The organism is Kitasatospora sp. NBC_01246 (assembly GCF_036226505.1).
Lineage (GTDB): Bacteria > Actinomycetota > Actinomycetes > Streptomycetales > Streptomycetaceae > Kitasatospora.
The window spans coordinates 1,771,829-1,787,527 of sequence record NZ_CP108484.1 but is presented as its reverse complement, the minus strand read 5'-3'; the positions used below and the strand labels follow the sequence as shown (position 1 = coordinate 1,787,527).

The following is a 15,699-nucleotide window of genomic DNA, read 5'->3' as shown; positions in this document are numbered from 1 at the left end:
CGAGTGACACCGTGCGCGCCCGCTGTGGCGCCGCGCGCGCCCCCGACCGGGTAGGTTTGCGCCTTGTGGAGGATCTCGACCAACGCATCGTTCAGCTGCTCCTGGAGGACGGCCGGATGAGCTACACGGACCTGGGCAAGGCCACCGGCCTGTCCACCTCGGCGGTGCACCAGCGGGTGCGCCGTCTGGAGCAGCGCGGTGTGATCCGCGGCTACACCGCCATCGTCGACCCCGACGCGGTCGAGCTGGCGCTGACCGCCTTCATCTCGGTCAAGCCCTTCGACCCCAGCGCCCCGGACGACACCCCGGAGAGGCTCGCCGGGCTGCCCGAGATCGAGGCCTGCCACAGCGTCGCCGGGGACGAGAACTACATCCTCAAGGTCCGCGTCGGCGCCCCCGGCGACCTGGAGGACCTGCTGGCCCGGATCCGCAGCGCGGCCGGCGTCTCCACCCGCACCACCGTCGTGCTCTCGACGCCCTACGAGGCGAGGCCCCCGAAGCTCTGACCGCCCCTCCGGGAGGTGCAGACTTGGCGTCATGACCGAACGCACCCTCCCTCCCGGCCCGCCCTCGGGCCAGAGGGGCCCACGAACCGTCCTGCTGCGCGGCGGCGCCGTCTACAGCCCCGCCGACCCCTTCGCCACCGCGATGCTCGTCGAGGGCGAGCACGTCGCCTGGGTCGGCAGCGACGGCGCGGCCGAGGCGTACGCCGACGCCGCGGACGAGATCGTCGAGCTCGACGGCGCCCTGGTCACCCCCGCCTTCGTCGACGCCCACGTGCACGCCACCGCCACCGGTCTGGCGCTCACCGGTCTGGACCTCACCGGCCTGCCCTCGCTCGCCGCCGCGCTGGAGGCCCTCGCCGCCTTCGCGGCCGACCGCCCCGAGCCGGGCGGCGTGCTCATCGGGCACGGCTGGGACGAGACCGGCTGGCCCGAGGGCCGACCGCCGACGCTCGCCGAGCTGGACGCGGCCGCCGGCGGCGCCGCGCTCTACCTCTCCCGCACCGACGTGCACTCCGCGCTGGCCACCACCGCGCTGCGCGCGCTCACCGCCGGCCTCGCCGACCGGCCCGGCTTCTCCGCCGACGGCCCGCTCACCCGCGACGCCCACCACGCCGTGCGCCGGACCGCGCTCGCGCACCTCACCCCCGAGCAGCGCCGGCGTGCCCAGCGCGCGACGCTGGCCCGGGCCGCCGAGCTCGGCATCGGCGCGCTGCACGAGTGCGCCGGCCCGGAGATCTCCTCGGAGCAGGACCTCGCCGCGCTGCTGGACCTCGCCGCCGACGGCGAGGGGCCCGAGGTGTTCGGCTACTGGGGCGAGCTGGGCGGCGTCGAGACGGCCCGCCGGCTCGGCGCGGTGGGCGCCGGCGGCGACCTCTTCGTCGACGGCGCGATCGGCTCGCACACCGCCTGCCTGCACAGCCCCTACGCCGACGCCGACCACACCGGCACCTCCTACCTGAGCGCCGAGCAGGTCGCCGACCACGTCGCCGCCTGCACCGAGGCCGGGCTGCAGGCCGGCTTCCACGCCATCGGCGACGCCGCCGTGGGCGCCGTCCTCGCCGGCGTCCGGGCGGCCGGCGAGCGGGTCGGCGCCGACCGCGTCAGGGCGCTGCGCCACCGCGTGGAGCACGCCGAGGCACTGGACGGGGCGTCCGTCGCGGCCTTCGCCGAACTCGGCCTCACCGCCTCCGTGCAGCCCGCCTTCGACGCCGCCTGGGGCGGCCCGGACGGCATGTACGTCCAGCGGCTCGGCGCCGAGCGCGCCGCCGCGCTCAACCCGTTCGCCGCGCTGCTGCGGGCCGGCGTCCCGCTGGCCTTCGGCTCGGACGCCCCGGTCACCCCGCTCGATCCCTGGGGCACCGTCCGTGCGGCGGCCTTCCACCGGACCCTCGACCACCGGATCTCGGCCCGCGCCGCCTTCACCGCCCACACCCGGGGCGGCTGGCGGGCGATCGGCCGCGACCAGGACGGCGTGCTCGTCCCCGGCGCGATCGCCAGCTACGCGGTCTGGGCCGCCGACGAGCTCGTGGTCCAGGCCCCCGACTCCCGGGTGGCCGGCTGGTCCACCGACCCGCGCTCCGGCACCCCCGGGCTGCCCGACCTCACCCCGGGCCGTCCGCTGCCGGTCTGCCTGCGCACCGTGGTCCGGGGCCGGACCGTCCACCGGGCGGTGGCGGAGCGGGCGGCCCCGCGGTAGGTCCGGGTGACCGGGGCGGCCCGCGCTGCGTAGGTTGACCGGCATGAGTGATCATCCGCTGGTACCCGCCGGCTTCGTCGTCCCCCGCACCCTCGCCGCCGAGGGGTTCCGCCTGGAGCCCCTCGGCGAGCAGCACAACGACTCCGACCTCGCGGCCTGGACGTCGAGCATCGACCACATCCACGCCACCCCGGGCTGGACCGGCAGCTGGCCGCCCGCCGAGGGCATGACGCCGGAGCGCAACCTGGCCGACCTGCGCCGGCACGCCGCCGACTTCGAGCACCGCCGCGGCTTCACCTACACCGTGCTGGCGAACCCCGGCGGTGACGTCGTCGGCTGCGTGTACATCTACCCGGACCACGAGGACCCGGCCACCACGACGGTCAGCTCCTGGGTCCGCGCCGACCGCGCCGAGCTGGACGCCCCGTTGTACCGCGCGGTGGCCGCCTGGCTCGCCGCCGACTGGCCGCTGCGCACGGTCCGCTACAGCCCGCGCTGACACCGCCCCACCAGGGCCGGGAACCCGCTGCTCGGCGGGCCACCCGGCCTCACGCGCGGGGCCGGTTCCGGGGTACCGTCTTTCGCACAGCGTCCGAACTCAACGGGCGGTGAAGAACGCGCCAACGGACAGCCAAGCGCGGACAGCCCGACCAGGAAGATGGTGCGCCGGTGGCACTCCACGTCACACAGGAGCGGTCGGACGCCCTCCCCGAGGCGTCCGTGACGTCCGACGCCCCCGCCCCCGGCCGGGCCGCCCGCGCCGTCGCCAAGGTGCGCGCCGGACTGCCCCGCACCGGCCTGGCCGTCCTCGCCGGGCTGCTCCTCGCGCTGGCCTTCCCGCCGTTCGACCTCTGGCCGCTCTCACTGGTGGGCGTCGCCGCGCTCTCGCTGCTCACCCTCGGCCGCACCGTCCGGCAGGCCGCCTGGACGGGCTTCGCCTTCGGGCTGCCGTTCTTCCTGCTGCTGCTCAGCTGGCTGCGGGTGGTCGGCTGGGACGCCACCGTCGGCCTCTCGGTGATCGAGGCGCTCTTCCTGGCGGCCCTCGGCTCCGGCCTGGCGCTCACCTCCCGGCTGCCCGGCTGGCCGCTCTGGGCGGCCTGCCTCTGGATCACCCAGGAGTGGGCCCGTGACCGGCTGCCGCTCGGCGGCTTCCCCTGGGGCCGCCTCGCGTTCGCCAACACCGCCACCCCGTTCACCCCGCTCGCCGCGATCGGCGGCGCCCCGCTGGTGACCTTCGCCGTCGCGCTGGCCGGCGCCCTGCTGGCCTGGGCGGCGCTGCGGCTGCGCGGGCCCCGCCGGGCGCCCCGGGCCGCCGCGCTGGCCGCGCTGGGCGCCGTCGCGGCCCTGCTGGCCGGTTATCTGGTCCCGGTGCCCACCGCGCCCGCCGACACCGTCAAGGTCGCCCTGATCCAGGGCAACGTGCCCAACCCGGGGATGGACTTCCTCGGCCGGCCGATGATGGTGCTGAACAACCACGCCGCCGCCACCGAGAAGCTCGCCGCCGACATCGAGGCCGGCCGGGTGGAGAAGCCGGACGTGGTGATCTGGCCGGAGAACTCCTCCGACCTCGACCCGTTCAGCGACCCGCTGGCCTACCGGCGCATCGACGACGCCGTGAAGGCGGTCGGCGTACCCACCCTGGTCGGCACCCTGGTGGACGGGCCGGACGAGCGGCACGTCCAGAACGAGGGCATCGTCTGGGACCCGAAGACCGGTCCGGGCGCCTCCTACACCAAGCAGCACCCCGTCCCGTTCGGCGAGTACGTGCCGTTCCGCGACCAGCTGATGAAGGTGATCACCCGGCTGCAGCGGGTCGCCCGCGACTTCTACCCCGGCGACCACAACGGCGTCATGCAGCTGGGCCCGGCGAAGATCGGCGACGTCATCTGCTTCGAGGTGGCGTACGACGAGATCGTCCGCGACACCGTGGACAAGGGCGCCCGGGTGCTCGTCGTCCAGACCAACAACGCGACCTACGCGAAGACCGGCCAGCCCGAGCAGCAGCTCGCGATGTCCCGGCTGCGTGCCGTCGAGCACGGCCGGGCCGTGCTGATCGCCGCCACCAGCGGGATCAGCGCGGTGATCGCCCCCGACGGCTCGGTGCAGCAGCGCACCGAGGAGCTGACCGCCGCCGAGCTGTCCGCCGTCGTCCCGCTGCGCGACGGCACCACGGTGGCGGACCGGGTGGGCGTCGCGCCCGAGTGGACGCTGGCCGTCGCGGGCCTGCTGGCCTGCGGCGCGGCCCTGCTGATCGGCCGCCGCCGGGTGACCCGCCCGGCCGCCTCCGAGCCCTCCGGCCCGGCGGCCTCCTGACCCCGGCGCGGCCGGTCGGCGGGCCCGTCGGCCCGGGCGGCGGTGGAACACCGGCCGGCGGCTGGTCGTTGGACCAGGTGGTGCCGTAGCCGGCCCGGATCTCCCGTGCGGCGCGCAGAGCACCGCTATGGAGTGGATTCGTACCGTGACCCAGCAAGCTACCCCTGCCCCTCAGGCCCGGCGCGGAAAGCTCCGCCGGGTGCTGCCGTTGGTGGTCACCGCCTGGCTGGTGCTGGAGATCTGGCTGCTGGTCCAGGTGGGCTCGTGGCTGGGCGGCCTGACCGTCGTGCTGCTGCTGATCGCCGGGGCCTTGATCGGCGGTTCGCTGATCAAGCGCGCGGGGCTGAAGGCGCTGTCCGCGGCGATCGACCAGAGCCGGGACCCGAAGTCGCAGCAGCCGCAGACCGGCACCAGCCTCACCGTGCTGGCCGGCCTGCTGCTGATGCTGCCGGGCTTCCTCTCGGACGCGCTCGCGCTGACCCTGCTCCTCCCGCCGACCCGGGCGCTCTGGCGGGCCGCCGGGCGCCGCTTCGCGGACAAGGCGCTGCGCAGCACCGCCGGCCTCGGGGCCGATCCGCTCGCGGACGCGGTGCGGCTGCAGGAGCAGCTGCGCATCCACCGCCCGGACGGCAAGGTGATCCAGGGCGAGGTGGTCGAGCCGGGCGCCGGCCCGCAGGGCCCGGACACCACCTACCGTCCGCCGCTGAAGGGCTGACCGGCGACGGCGGCCGCCCCGGGGCATCAGCGCCCGGGGCGGCCGCCGTCGAAGGACCCGGACATGCGAAAGGGACCCTGGGGGCCAGGGTCCCTTTTCGCGTGCTCCCGCCGGGGCGGGAAACGGGTCAGGCGCTCTTGCGGGTGTCCCGCGGGTGTACCGCGAGGTTCATCCCTCCGGAGCGGAGTACGGCCAGCCGCTCGGCCAGCACCTCCTCCAGCTCCTCGCGCGTGCGGCGCTCCATCAGCATGTCCCAATGGGTACGCGTGGGCTTGGTCTTCTTCTCCTCAGGCTCGTCACCGTCGAGGAGTACTGCCTCCTGGCCGCAGAAGCGGCATTCCCAGGCCGAGGGGATCTCCGCCTCGACCGAGAAAGGAACCTCGAATCGGTGTCCGTTCTGACATGCGTACTCGACGGTCTGGCGGGGAGCCAGATCGATACCACGGTCGGTCTCGTAGCTAGTGGCCCCGAGTCGCGTGCCGCGGAGAGCTCGCTCGCTCATGAATCGTGCCTCCCGGGCTTATGGCCCACAGGACTAGTGGTCGCTGTTCTTCGTCGTTCGGTCAACGCTCGGCTTCCGACGAAGATTCCCGTCCCGGGACATGCGTCGTCTGTCGTGCCGCCCCTGTTTGTACCCACCGGCGCCCGATTTGTCACATCTGGCCGTGGATATCACCCCAGGTGTCAGCTATTTCACATCTGGTGATCGGTCGGCCTTTCCACCACGAGCGTACCGGGACGGGATCCGCCGCCCTACGTCGCCCCGCCCCGGCGGGCCCCTTTCAGGCCAGTGGACGGAACCGCAGGGGCGCGTGCTCCTTGCCCAGGTCGACCGCCTGCGGCTGCTGGACCGGCTCGGCCACCGGTACCGGCGGCGGGCCGGCCGGGCGCGGCGGGACGTCGACCGGAGCGGCCGCCTCGGTCCGGGTGTCGCGGTGCGGGAGCAGGGCGATCACCGCCTCGCGCAGCTGGGCCGGGGCCTCCTCGTCCAGCGGGTCGACGGTGGCCGGCACCTGGAGGCGGACCGGTGTGCCGGTGCCGATCCGGGCGTAGCCGCGGCCGGCCGGGGCGTGCGCGGCGGGCACGATGTCCAGCGGCGCGCCGAGCGTGCCGTAGGACTCCTCGGGGCCGGTCGGGCCGAGCAGGACACGGGCCCGGGTGGTGGCCCGCACGGTCGGGGTGATCCGGTCCCGGGCCTCGATGTCGTCGGCGAACACGACGGTGACCCGGGCGGCCCGGCCGTGCCGCAGCGGGAGCTCCAGCAGGTCCTGCGGGTCCGGCCGGCCCTCGGCGTGGGCCAGCTCGCTCAGCTCGGTCGGGTGGTCGAGCAGCAGCCAGAGCGGCCGGGTGACGTCCTCGGGCGCGGCCGCCCCCGCGTGCCGGGCGGCGTTCAACGCGGTCAACCGGCGCTCGGTCTCCCGGGCGACCCACTCCAGCGCGGCCAGCGCGCCGTGCAGGCTGGTCTCCACGGTGTGCACGCCGGGCCGGCTGACCAGGCAGGCGTGCTCGCCGGTGCCGGCGCCGTCGATCACCACCAGGTCGCCGTGGGGCAGCGCCTGGAGCGCGATCGACCGGATCAGGCTGGAGGTGCCGTAGCCGGTCACGCCGAGCGCCAGCAGGTGCGGCTCGCCCGAGCGGGGACCGGTGCGCCAGACCACCGGCGGCTGCTGGGTGACGGCGCCGCCCTGGCCCACCGGGATGGTCCGGGCGCTGCCGGCCTCGTCGGTGAAGCCCAGCACGATCTCGCCGGGGGTGGTCACGAAGCGCTGGGCCGCGATGTCCGTGGGCAGCGGGGCCAGGGCGGCGATCCGCAGCCGGTTGGACTCCTCGTCCCAGTCGAAGCGGTACTCCCGGGCGCGGCCGGCCTTGCCCTGGACGACCTGCTCGATCCGGGCCCGGGCGGCGGGCTCGGTGTCGGTGAAGTAGGCCGGGTAGACCAGCTCCAGCCGGGAGAGCCGCCCCTCGGCGTCGAACTCCCAGGAGCCGAAGACGTCCTTGTAGCCGCCCTCGTGGTGGTAGAGCGGGCTGAGGTCGTCCGGTGAGGCCAGGTACGGGGTCAGCGCGGCGTACAGGGCGGCGAGCTTGACGTCGACGACGTCCGGCTCGGGCGGCCCCGCCGCGGCCTTGGGGGAGCGGCCGTTCCAGGCGGCGCTGGCCATCAGGGCCACCAGGGCGAACAGCAGCCCGTGCGGCAGCAGGTAGATGCCGAGCAGCATGGCGGCGACCAGGAAGACCGTCGGTCCGCGCCGGTCCTTCGGGGTCGCCTGCCAGCGGCTCTTGGCCCAGGCGACGTGGTGGCGCATCCCGCGCCCGATGACGGTCAGCGGCGCGAACATGTCGGAGGCGTGGTCGCCGGCCGTGCGGGCGAGGTCGCGGCCCTTGCTGAAGTGGCGGTTGAGCGGCATTCCTTGGCTCCCCGGGCGAGTGGGACGGTCGGGTTCAGGGGGTCGGCGTCGGGTGTACGACGGGGCCCGGGGGCGGTGGGATCCGCGCCCGGGCCCGTACGGGGGAGTGGCCGCGCTAGAACTTGAGGCCGCCGAGCAGGCTGGCCAGGCTGGCGCCGCCCGCGGTGATGCTCGGAGCGATCGAGGAGCCGGCGATGTAGAAGCCGAGCAGGGCGCAGACGATCGCGTGGGAGACCTTTAGTCCGTCCCTGCGGAAGAAGAGAAAGGCGATGGTGCCGAACAGGACGATGCCGGAAATCGAGAGGATCACGCTCTGCTCCTCGGGGAGGGGGACAGGGACAGTGTCACGGAATGTGCCTTAATCGTGACAAAAAGTAATAGATGATGGAACGGTGCAAATGGGTGGTCTTCTCGGCCAATACCCGGATGGGCGCCGGGGGGAGGTATGCGAACCGCCCGGAACGGGGCCCGGCGGCCCCGTGTACCGGCGCGGCGAGGCATTCCCGGCGGGTGGCCGGGAAGGCACCGAGGGGGCCGGGAAGTTCGCTCGAACGGCGGCGAAACCTTCCCGCCCGTGTGTCGTGCGGGGGAATGCCGCGGTCCGGCCGGCGTCCGAAGTCCGGACGCGCGCTGGATCGTCCGCGCGCCGGGCCGCTACGGTGCGGTACGCGCGACCGACAGACCGAGAAGCTCCCGGGCGAGGCCCGGGGTGCCCGAGAACGCCCAGGAGAGGCCCGCCATGACCGACGCCGCCAGCCAGCAGCCCGCCGACGCCCCGGACTCCGAGGTGATCGAGCTGGCCGGGAAGCTCTTCGACGCGGCCCGGGCCGGTGACACCGACACCCTCGCCGCCTACGTCGACGCCGGCGCGCCCGCCAACCTGACCAACGACCGCGGCGACACCCTGCTGATGCTCGCCGCGTACCACGGGCACGCCGCCACCGTCACCGCCCTGGTGGCGCGCGGCGCCGACCCGAACCGGGCCAACGACCGCGGCCAGACCCCGCTGGCCGGCGCCGTCTTCAAGGGCGCCGAGGACGTGCTGACCGCCCTGCTGGCGGGCGGCGCCGACCCGACGGCCGGTACGCCGTCCGCCGTCGACACCGCCCGGATGTTCGGCAAGGAGGAGCTGGTCGCCCGGTTCGAGGGCCGCTGACCCGAGGTCGTAGGCTTTTCAACCATGGAGAGCATCACGGGGACCGCCGAGCTGCGGGACGGCAAGGGCGACATCATCGAGATCCGCGTCACCGGCTACGGCCACCCGGACGCCCAGCGCCTCTCGGCGGAGGTGCAGGAGGAGTACGTCCGCCGCTACGGCGAGGGCGACCTCACCGAGCTGCACCCCGACGACTTCGAGGCGCCGGCCGGTCTGTTCCTGATCGCCTACCTCGACGGCCGGCCGGTGGCCTGCGGCGGCTGGCGCGCCAAGCAGGCCGGCCCGCACGGCCTGCGCGACGGCGACGCCGAGCTGAAGCGGATGTTCGTCGTCCCCCGGGCCCGCGGGCGCGGCCTCGCGCGGACGGTGCTGCGCCGCCTGGAGCAGACCGCCGCCGAGGCCGGCCGGACCAGGTTCGTGCTGGAGACCGGGACCGAGCAGCCCGAGGCGGTCGCGCTCTACGGATCCGAGGGCTACGACCCGATCCAGAAGTTCGGCATCTACCGCGACCACCCGCAGAGCATCTGCCTCGGCAAGGAGTTCGGCGGCGTGCCCGCCGTCTGACCGCCCGCCCGCTGGGTAGGCTCCGGGCGGACCGGTGGCCGAGCGGGCGGGGGCAGGCGTGGACGAGCAGCCGGTACGGGCCGCGGCCCCCGACCCGCCGGCCGTGCTCGGCGCCCCCGGTGGCGAGTTGGAGCGATTGGTGGAGGCGGGGCTGCGCCGGGTCGGCACGGGCGGCGTCTGGGCCGTCGGCGACGCCGCCGGCGGGCGGGGCCGGGGCTCCGTCGGGGTGCTCGGCCAAGGCCCGTACGAGGGGCTGGAGATGGGGCCCGACACGCTCTTCGACCTCGCCAGCCTCACGAAGATCGTCGCCCTCTGGCCGTGTGCGGGCGCGCTCCGGCAGGCCGGCCGGCTCCCGCTCGACCGCCCGCTCGGCGACTACTGGCCGCCGGCCGCGGGGCAGCCGACGGGGCGCGTGACGGCCCGTCAACTCCTCGCCCACACGGCGGGACTGCCGCTGCGCACGGAGTTCGAGCAGCGCTACGGCCGGGACCGGGCGGCGATCCGGGCCGGCGTCGTCGCCGCCCCGCTGCACCGCCCGCCCGGCACCGCCGTCGAGTACACCGACCGTGCCGCCGTGCTGCTGGGCCACCTGGTCGAGGACCTGGCCGGCGCCCCGCTCGACGCGCTCGCCGAACGGCAGGTCTGGCGCCCGCTCGGCATGACCGACACCCGCTTCGGCCCGCTCGGTCCGGCGTCGGCCGCCCGCACCGCACCCACCGAGTACGACCGGGCCGTCGGCGCCCCGCTGCGCGGGGTGGTGCACGACCCCTCGGCCCGGCTGCTCGGCGGCGTCTGCGGCAACGCGGGCGCCTTCTCCACCGCCCGCGACCTCGAACGCTTCCTCACCGCCCTGGTCGACCCGCCGGCCGCGCTGCCCTGGGCCGGACCCTGGATCGCCGAGTCGCTGCGCGAACAGACCGGCGGACTCGCCCCCGCGCGCGGCCTGTCCTGGCTCTGCGCCCCCGGCACCGACCCCGCCGACGGCACCTTCGTCCACTACGGCTTCACCGGCACCGGGATCTGGGTCTCCCGCCGGCTCGGCCGCTGGGCGCTGCTGCTCACCAACAAGGTGCACTACAGCCGCGAGACCCAGCCCCTCACCGACCTGCGCAACGCCTTCCGCCGGGCGGTCTTCGGCTAGCCGTCCGCAGGGGCGCCACACAGCACAACGTCGGCCTCCGGGACCGTTGGCGGGTCCCGGAGGCCGACGTCATGGACCGGCCCAGCGGGTCGGACGAGCTGGGTCAGACGAGCTGGGTCAGCACGGGCTGCTCCGAGTCGAGCGAGGCGACGGCGGCCGGGGAGAGCGCGCTGGTCCAGGTCTGGACGTCGCTGATCCGGCCGGGGAAGCTGTTCCCGTTCTTGGCCGAGCCGATGGTCAGGGGGCCGGTGGAGGCCCACGGAGTGGAGTTGACGGCGGTGGCCGCGAGCTTGCCGTTGACGTACAGGCTCATGGTCTGGCCGGGCGCGTCGTAGGTGGCGACCAGGTGGGTCCAGGTGTTGAGGGCCGGCGGCGTGCTCGCGAACGCGGCCGGGTAGGAGGCCGGTCCGGTCGAGTCGCCGGACGGCGAGACGAACGTCCAGGCGTTGAAGGCCTTCGAGTACTGCAGGTAGAAGGCGCTCACGCTGGTACCCGACTGGGCCGCCACGGTCGCGTAGTCGTTCGTCCCGGTCAGGTAGGCCCAGGCCGAGACGGAGTAGCTCCTGGCGGTGTCGACGACCGGGCCGCCGGTGGTGGCCAGCGCGTCGGTGGCGCCGGACAGGCCGAGGACGGTGCCGCGGGTGGTGTCGTTGACGAACGAGGCCGAGCCCGAGACGGTGAGGCTGTTGGCCGGCCGGATCTCGTCGGCGGAGTTCGTGAGCCTCCACCGGTCGGTGGGCCGGTGGACGTCGCCGAGCAGCACCGGGGCGTCGAACTGGGCGGTGTCGGTGGCCAGCGCCGCGGCGGCGGTGGCAGGCAGCGCGGACGGGACGATCACGACGTCGCCGACCGAGCCGGTCGCGTACTGGGCGTACCCGCCGGCCAGGACCCGCCGGCCGATCTGGACCGGCCCGGTGGCGTTCCACTCGGTGCCGGCGTAGGCCGCGGCACCGGCCGCGGCGCCGTTGACGAAGAGCTGGAGCTGCTTGGTGCCGGCGTCGTAGACCCCGGTCAGGTGGGTCCAGGTGTTGAGCCTGGGGCTGAGGCCGCCGGTGGTCGGGCCGTAGACGGCGTTGAAGGTGTCGACGGCCGAGTCGTCGACGTTGCGGCCGAACGCGAAGGCGTGCGCCCAGGCGGAGTAGTACAGCTGGAGGCCGACGTTGTTGGTGCCGCCCTGGCTGACGAACACGGAGGTGTTGGCCAGGTCGCCGGGCTTGACCCAGGCGGAGACGGTGTAGCTCTTGCGCGTGTCGACGGAGCCGCTGGCACTGACCGCGTAGCCGGTGCCGCCGGGCAGGTTCAGGACCGTGCCCCGGGTGGCGTCGGGGCCGACGGCCGCTCCGCCGGCCACGGTCAGGTCGTTGGCCCGCCGGCTGTCGGTGGTGTCGGTCAGCCTCCAGCGGTCGGCCGCCTGGGCGGCCGGCGTCCGGGCGCCCGGGAGCCGGGTGACGGTGCCGGTGGCGGACGTCCCGTACAGGTCGGGGTTGCCGTCGCCGTCGACGTCACCGGGGGAGGCCACGGTCGGGGCCAGCCGGTCGCCGAGGCCGGTCGGGAGGACCGGCTGGGCCGGCGGCAGGGCCTTGCCCGTGGTGGTCGCGGCCCAGACCTGCTCGGCGTGGTCGGTCAGGCAGTCCCAGAGGATCAGCTGGGTCCTGGGCGTGTTGGACGCCGCGGGGTCGGCCAGGCACCGGCCGGACTGCGGGTTGAGCAGCGAGCCGGCGAACGGACCGGGGACCCACTTCTGGGCGCCGGTGCCGTTGCAGTCCCAGAGCTGGACCGGGCTGCCGTTGTCGAGGCCGCCGCGGCTCACGTCGAGGCACTTGCCCAGCAGGTGGACGCTGCTGTCGGTGCCGAGGGCGGCGCTCTGCGCGTCGGTGGTGTTGCAGCTGTACATCTGCGCCGGTGTGCCGTTGGCGGTGTTCGAGCCGTTGATGTCCAGGCACATGTTCTTACCGGCGGTGTCGAGCACGCCGGAGGTCAGCGGGGCCCTGGTCGGAGCGGTGATCCGGGTGGTCGGGACGCCGTTGCCGTCGAAGGTCAGCGGGAAGCTGCTGACGGCGCCGGTGGCGTTCTCGCGGGCCCACAGGGTGGGGACGCCGTTCACCGTGCCCGGTGCGAGCAGGGTGGTGCGGGACCAGTCACCGGTGCCGATCTTCACGCCCGCGGCGAGGTTGCAGCCCGCCTGGTAGGTACCCGGGAAGTACCAGAGCTCCGCGTTGTCGACCGTCACCAGGTCCGGTACGTCGGCCATCTGGGCGAGCTTGCCGGGTGCCAGGATCTGGGTGACCTTGTTCCAGGTGCCGTCCGAGCCCTTGGCGGGGCAGCCCGCGGAGTTGTTGAGGGGGACGACGTTCTGGGTCAGCGTGAAGTGGCCCGTGGTGCCGCCCGCCGTGTTGGCGTCGTTCTGGTACAGGTACAGCTTGTGGGTCGTCTTCTGATAGGCGAACAGGTCGTCGGCCATGGCCGCGGTGAGGGTGCCGCGGTGGGCGACCAGGTAGTTGTTCCAGCCGGTGCCGTCCGGGCTGGTCGCCGGGGTGGAGATGGTTTCGAGGTCCTCGGTGGAGCCGCCACCCGGGACGCGCACCAGGTCGCCGGCGGTCGTGGTGGCGGCGAGGTCCGGGACCCCGTCGCCGTTCAGGTCGCCCGGGGCCACCTTGGCGCTGGGGTCGAACGGGGCGAAGAAGCTGTACTGGGCGACGGTGCCCTGGGTGTTGCCGGCCTTGTCGACGGCGCGCACGAACAGCGTGTGGGTGCCCCACTGGGCGCTGCTCACACTGATCGGGACGTCCGCGGTCGCGGTGCCGCCGGCCGCCTGGACGGCGGGGACGGACGGGCCGCCGCCGGGGATGTTGGCGTCCAGCGAGTACTCGAACCGGTCGATCCCGCTGCTGACGCAGCTGCCGCGGGTGCAGCCGCCCGGCACCGGGTCGTTGGCGGTGACCCGCACCTTGGCCCCGGTGGCGCCGGCGTGGCCGGTGGGCGTCCGGTCGCTGCCGAGCGGCGGGAAGGCCGCGTTGTCGGCGACCGTCGGGATGCTCGGCGGGGTCAGGTCGACGTTGAAGTAGCAGTAGGGGGAGCTGGGGCCGGTCAGGGTGCCGTCGCTGGCGATCATGTTCCAGCCGTACTGGTGGCCGTCCTCGACGGTGAAGCCGACGTTGTCGTAGACGGTGCCCCAGTTGCTCACCGACGCGCTCCACGGCCAGGACTTGCTGGCCGGGTTGCCACCGCCGTCGTTGGACATGTTGTCCCAGACGTGCGCCATGGCCTGGAGGTTGACACCGCTCATCTTGGTGGAGAGCCGGGCGTTCAGGGTGATGTTGGAGGCGCTGCCGGTGGTGCCGGAGTTGCCGATCCAGCCGATGTTCACGCCGTCGCAGCCGTTGCTGTCCGGGCTGTGCGGCTGCGGACTGACGCTGATCATGTCGGGGGCGTTGGGCGCGATGTCGAACACCGTGACCACGTACGGATTGGTGTTGAACCGCATGAAGTCGTTGTTGCCCGACGACTTGGTCTCGTTGCCGAAGATGCCGACGGTCCAGTTGGAGTTGTGGCCGACGAGCTTCTGCATCTGGCCGGTGACGTTGAACACGGCCTCGTGGTTGCCGCAGTGGTTCGAGATGTTGGAGCTCTTCGGGTACTGCGCGCCGCCGAGCCACCCGTCGCCGGTCACCCAGGGCTGCTTGGACCACTTGGTGTCGGTCGCGAGCTCGCTGACGGTGGCCAGGGACACCGGCGCGGTGTGGTTGCAGTCGAAGGACGCACCGTAGGTCTCGGTGATGTGGAACTCCGACCGGGAGACCACCATGTCACCGGTCAGGTTGCTGGTGTCGATCTGGTAGAAGGACCGGTACAGGCCCTGGCAGTCGTTCCAGTGCTGGTAGCCGGCGCCCTGGCCGTTGTCCTGCGGCTCGTCGTAGGCGACGATGCCGGGGCAGCCCTCCCGGACCGTGGCGTAGTGGCTGGTGCCGTTGGTCACCGGGCTGACCGAGGGGTCGATGTACAGCGGCCACACGGTGTCCGGGCCGGTCAGCAGCCCGGCGTCGGGTACCAGGGTCAGTGCGCCGGGCTCGGCCGTCACGGCGATCCGCTTGAGCTGCGCGCCGGTGCCGGGCTCGCGTTCGGTGGAGCGGGTGGGGGCGGGCGCGGCGGGCGGCGCCTCGTCGACGCGGGCCGACCTGAGCTCGCCCTTGCGCGCCGCCGGGGCGGGTGCCTGGGCGGGCCGCGCCGCGACCGTACCGGCGGTGGTCGACGAGTCCCACATGACCGGGGTCGGCGCGGTGAACGCCGTCGTCCCGTCGGTGGTCCGCGCGGTGACGGAGCCGTTCTCGTCGGCGGCCACGGTCAGCCCGTCGCTGGTGGCGACCGCGAGCTTCAGGGACTTCAGCGCCGGGTCGGCGGCGGCCGTGGCGTCGTGGACGACCAGGACCTCGCGCAGGCCGCCCTGGTCGTTGGCGATGACCCGCAGGTCGACGCCGGGCAGGACGTTGCCGTAGGTCGCGCTGTCACCCGTGACGGCCGGAGCGGGCAGGGCGACCGGGAAGGTGACGGAGAGCCGGCGGCCCTTGGCGTCGGTGAGCGTGGCCAGCGGGCCGGAGCCGCCGCCGGAGAGGGCCAGCCCGGCCGGGGTGGCCTTCGGCGAGAAGGTGCCGTCGCCGTTCCTCCCCAGGGTCGCGTCCACGGCCGACCAGGAGCCGTCGCGCTTCACCCGGACCGGCTGGACGTGGTCGGTCAGCGTGAAGGTGCCGTCCGCGTTGGCCACCGTCTGGGTCGTCTCGGAGGTCAACTCCTCGACCGCGACCGGCTTCCGCTCCTTCTTCGCGCGTTCGGAGGCCGCCCTCATCGGTGAGTCGGAGACGGCGGGCCGGTCCGCGGGCCGGTCATCGGCCAGGGCCGGGCCGGCGGTGCCGAGTATCAGGCCGGCGAGCGCCGCCGTCAGCGCGAGCCGACGTCCTGGCGATCGCGTCCCACCGCGTGGGACGCGGGTGTTTTCCCCCACGAAAGATCCTTCGAATGTGTCTGGTGCCCGCGACCGTTTCGCGGGGGGATTCACAACCCCCCTGGCGGGCAGTGGATTTGGCCACATCGCAGGCATCGGACACCTGACCCGTCGAAACCCCTGGGTCGGGTGTGATTGTTGTGAGCGATGTGACTGCCGGGGAAGGGTATTGCCGGTGATGCGTGTGTGGCAATACGGTTCGCCCTG

At 74.0% G+C, this 15,699-nt stretch carries 12 protein-coding genes; 8 read left to right on the top strand and 4 right to left on the bottom strand.

Annotated features, from left to right (window positions below; translation table 11 throughout):
• Positions 1-65 precede the first annotated feature (65 nt).
• The 5 genes from OG618_RS07625 to fxsA all read left to right on the top strand — a co-directional run bounded on the left by OG618_RS07625 (position 66) and on the right by fxsA (position 5,230).
• Positions 66-506, top strand: coding sequence for an Lrp/AsnC family transcriptional regulator (locus OG618_RS07625; protein ID WP_329486516.1), 441 nt, complete (start codon positions 66-68; stop codon positions 504-506).
• A 31-nt stretch (positions 507-537) separates the two neighbouring features.
• Positions 538-2,202, top strand: a complete 1,665-nt coding sequence (locus OG618_RS07620; RefSeq protein WP_329486515.1) for an amidohydrolase — start codon at positions 538-540, stop codon at positions 2,200-2,202.
• Between the two features lie 43 nt (positions 2,203-2,245).
• Positions 2,246-2,701: an N-acetyltransferase gene (locus OG618_RS07615; protein WP_329486514.1), complete on the top strand. Its 456-nt coding sequence runs from the start codon at positions 2,246-2,248 to the stop codon at positions 2,699-2,701.
• A 170-nt stretch (positions 2,702-2,871) separates the two neighbouring features.
• On the top strand, positions 2,872-4,515 hold the full coding sequence (gene lnt, locus OG618_RS07610) for an apolipoprotein N-acyltransferase (RefSeq protein ID WP_329486513.1): 1,644 nt from the start codon (positions 2,872-2,874) through the stop codon (positions 4,513-4,515).
• Between the two features lie 145 nt (positions 4,516-4,660).
• Complete coding sequence (gene fxsA / locus OG618_RS07605; RefSeq protein WP_329486512.1) at positions 4,661-5,230, top strand: FxsA family membrane protein; 570 nt, start codon at positions 4,661-4,663, stop codon at positions 5,228-5,230.
• 127 nt (positions 5,231-5,357) lie between these two features.
• On the opposite strand, the gene OG618_RS07600 is transcribed toward fxsA, so the two are convergent.
• The 3 genes from OG618_RS07600 to OG618_RS07590 form a co-directional block, all read right to left on the bottom strand.
• Positions 5,358-5,732 carry an RNA polymerase-binding protein RbpA gene (locus OG618_RS07600; protein ID WP_030396357.1) on the bottom strand — a complete coding sequence of 125 codons (375 nt, stop codon included), beginning with the start codon at positions 5,730-5,732 and terminating at the stop codon, positions 5,358-5,360.
• Between the two features lie 280 nt (positions 5,733-6,012).
• Positions 6,013-7,635: a hypothetical protein gene (locus OG618_RS07595; RefSeq protein WP_329486511.1), complete on the bottom strand. Its 1,623-nt coding sequence runs from the start codon at positions 7,633-7,635 to the stop codon at positions 6,013-6,015.
• A gap of 115 nt (positions 7,636-7,750) precedes the next feature.
• Entirely contained in the window at positions 7,751-7,945 is a 195-nt protein-coding gene (locus OG618_RS07590) for a hypothetical protein (protein WP_327674940.1), read from the bottom strand.
• 429 nt (positions 7,946-8,374) lie between these two features.
• Here OG618_RS07590 and OG618_RS07585 point away from each other — a divergent pair, with 429 nt between their 5' ends.
• From OG618_RS07585 to OG618_RS07575, 3 genes are read left to right on the top strand one after another with little or no spacing between them, the layout of a single operon-like run.
• Positions 8,375-8,791, top strand: a complete 417-nt coding sequence (locus OG618_RS07585) for an ankyrin repeat domain-containing protein (RefSeq protein WP_329486509.1) — start codon at positions 8,375-8,377, stop codon at positions 8,789-8,791.
• 24 nt (positions 8,792-8,815) lie between these two features.
• Positions 8,816-9,355 (top strand): GNAT family N-acetyltransferase, encoded by a 540-nt coding sequence (locus tag OG618_RS07580; protein ID WP_329486508.1) that lies wholly within the window; start codon positions 8,816-8,818, stop codon positions 9,353-9,355.
• Between the two features lie 58 nt (positions 9,356-9,413).
• On the top strand, positions 9,414-10,496 hold the full coding sequence (locus OG618_RS07575) for a serine hydrolase domain-containing protein (protein ID WP_329486507.1): 1,083 nt from the start codon (positions 9,414-9,416) through the stop codon (positions 10,494-10,496).
• 103 nt (positions 10,497-10,599) lie between these two features.
• On the opposite strand, the gene OG618_RS07570 is transcribed toward OG618_RS07575, so the two are convergent.
• On the bottom strand, positions 10,600-15,336 hold the full coding sequence (locus tag OG618_RS07570; RefSeq protein ID WP_329486506.1) for a LamG-like jellyroll fold domain-containing protein: 4,737 nt from the start codon (positions 15,334-15,336) through the stop codon (positions 10,600-10,602).
• Between the last annotated feature and the right edge of the window lie 363 nt (positions 15,337-15,699).

What these genes read in the sequence shown, in the direction of transcription:
- OG618_RS07595 (WP_329486511.1), bottom strand. Translation starts at nt 7,635, where the DNA reads ATGCCGCTCAACCGCCACTTCAGCAAGGGCCGCGACCTCGCCCGCACG.
- OG618_RS07620 (WP_329486515.1), top strand. Translation starts at nt 538, where the DNA reads ATGACCGAACGCACCCTCCCTCCCGGCCCGCCCTCGGGCCAGAGGGGC.
- OG618_RS07570 (WP_329486506.1), bottom strand. Translation starts at nt 15,336, where the DNA reads ATGAGGGCGGCCTCCGAACGCGCGAAGAAGGAGCGGAAGCCGGTCGCG.
- OG618_RS07580 (WP_329486508.1), top strand. Translation starts at nt 8,816, where the DNA reads ATGGAGAGCATCACGGGGACCGCCGAGCTGCGGGACGGCAAGGGCGAC.
- OG618_RS07585 (WP_329486509.1), top strand. Translation starts at nt 8,375, where the DNA reads ATGACCGACGCCGCCAGCCAGCAGCCCGCCGACGCCCCGGACTCCGAG.
- OG618_RS07615 (WP_329486514.1), top strand. Translation starts at nt 2,246, where the DNA reads ATGAGTGATCATCCGCTGGTACCCGCCGGCTTCGTCGTCCCCCGCACC.
- OG618_RS07600 (WP_030396357.1), bottom strand. Translation starts at nt 5,732, where the DNA reads ATGAGCGAGCGAGCTCTCCGCGGCACGCGACTCGGGGCCACTAGCTAC.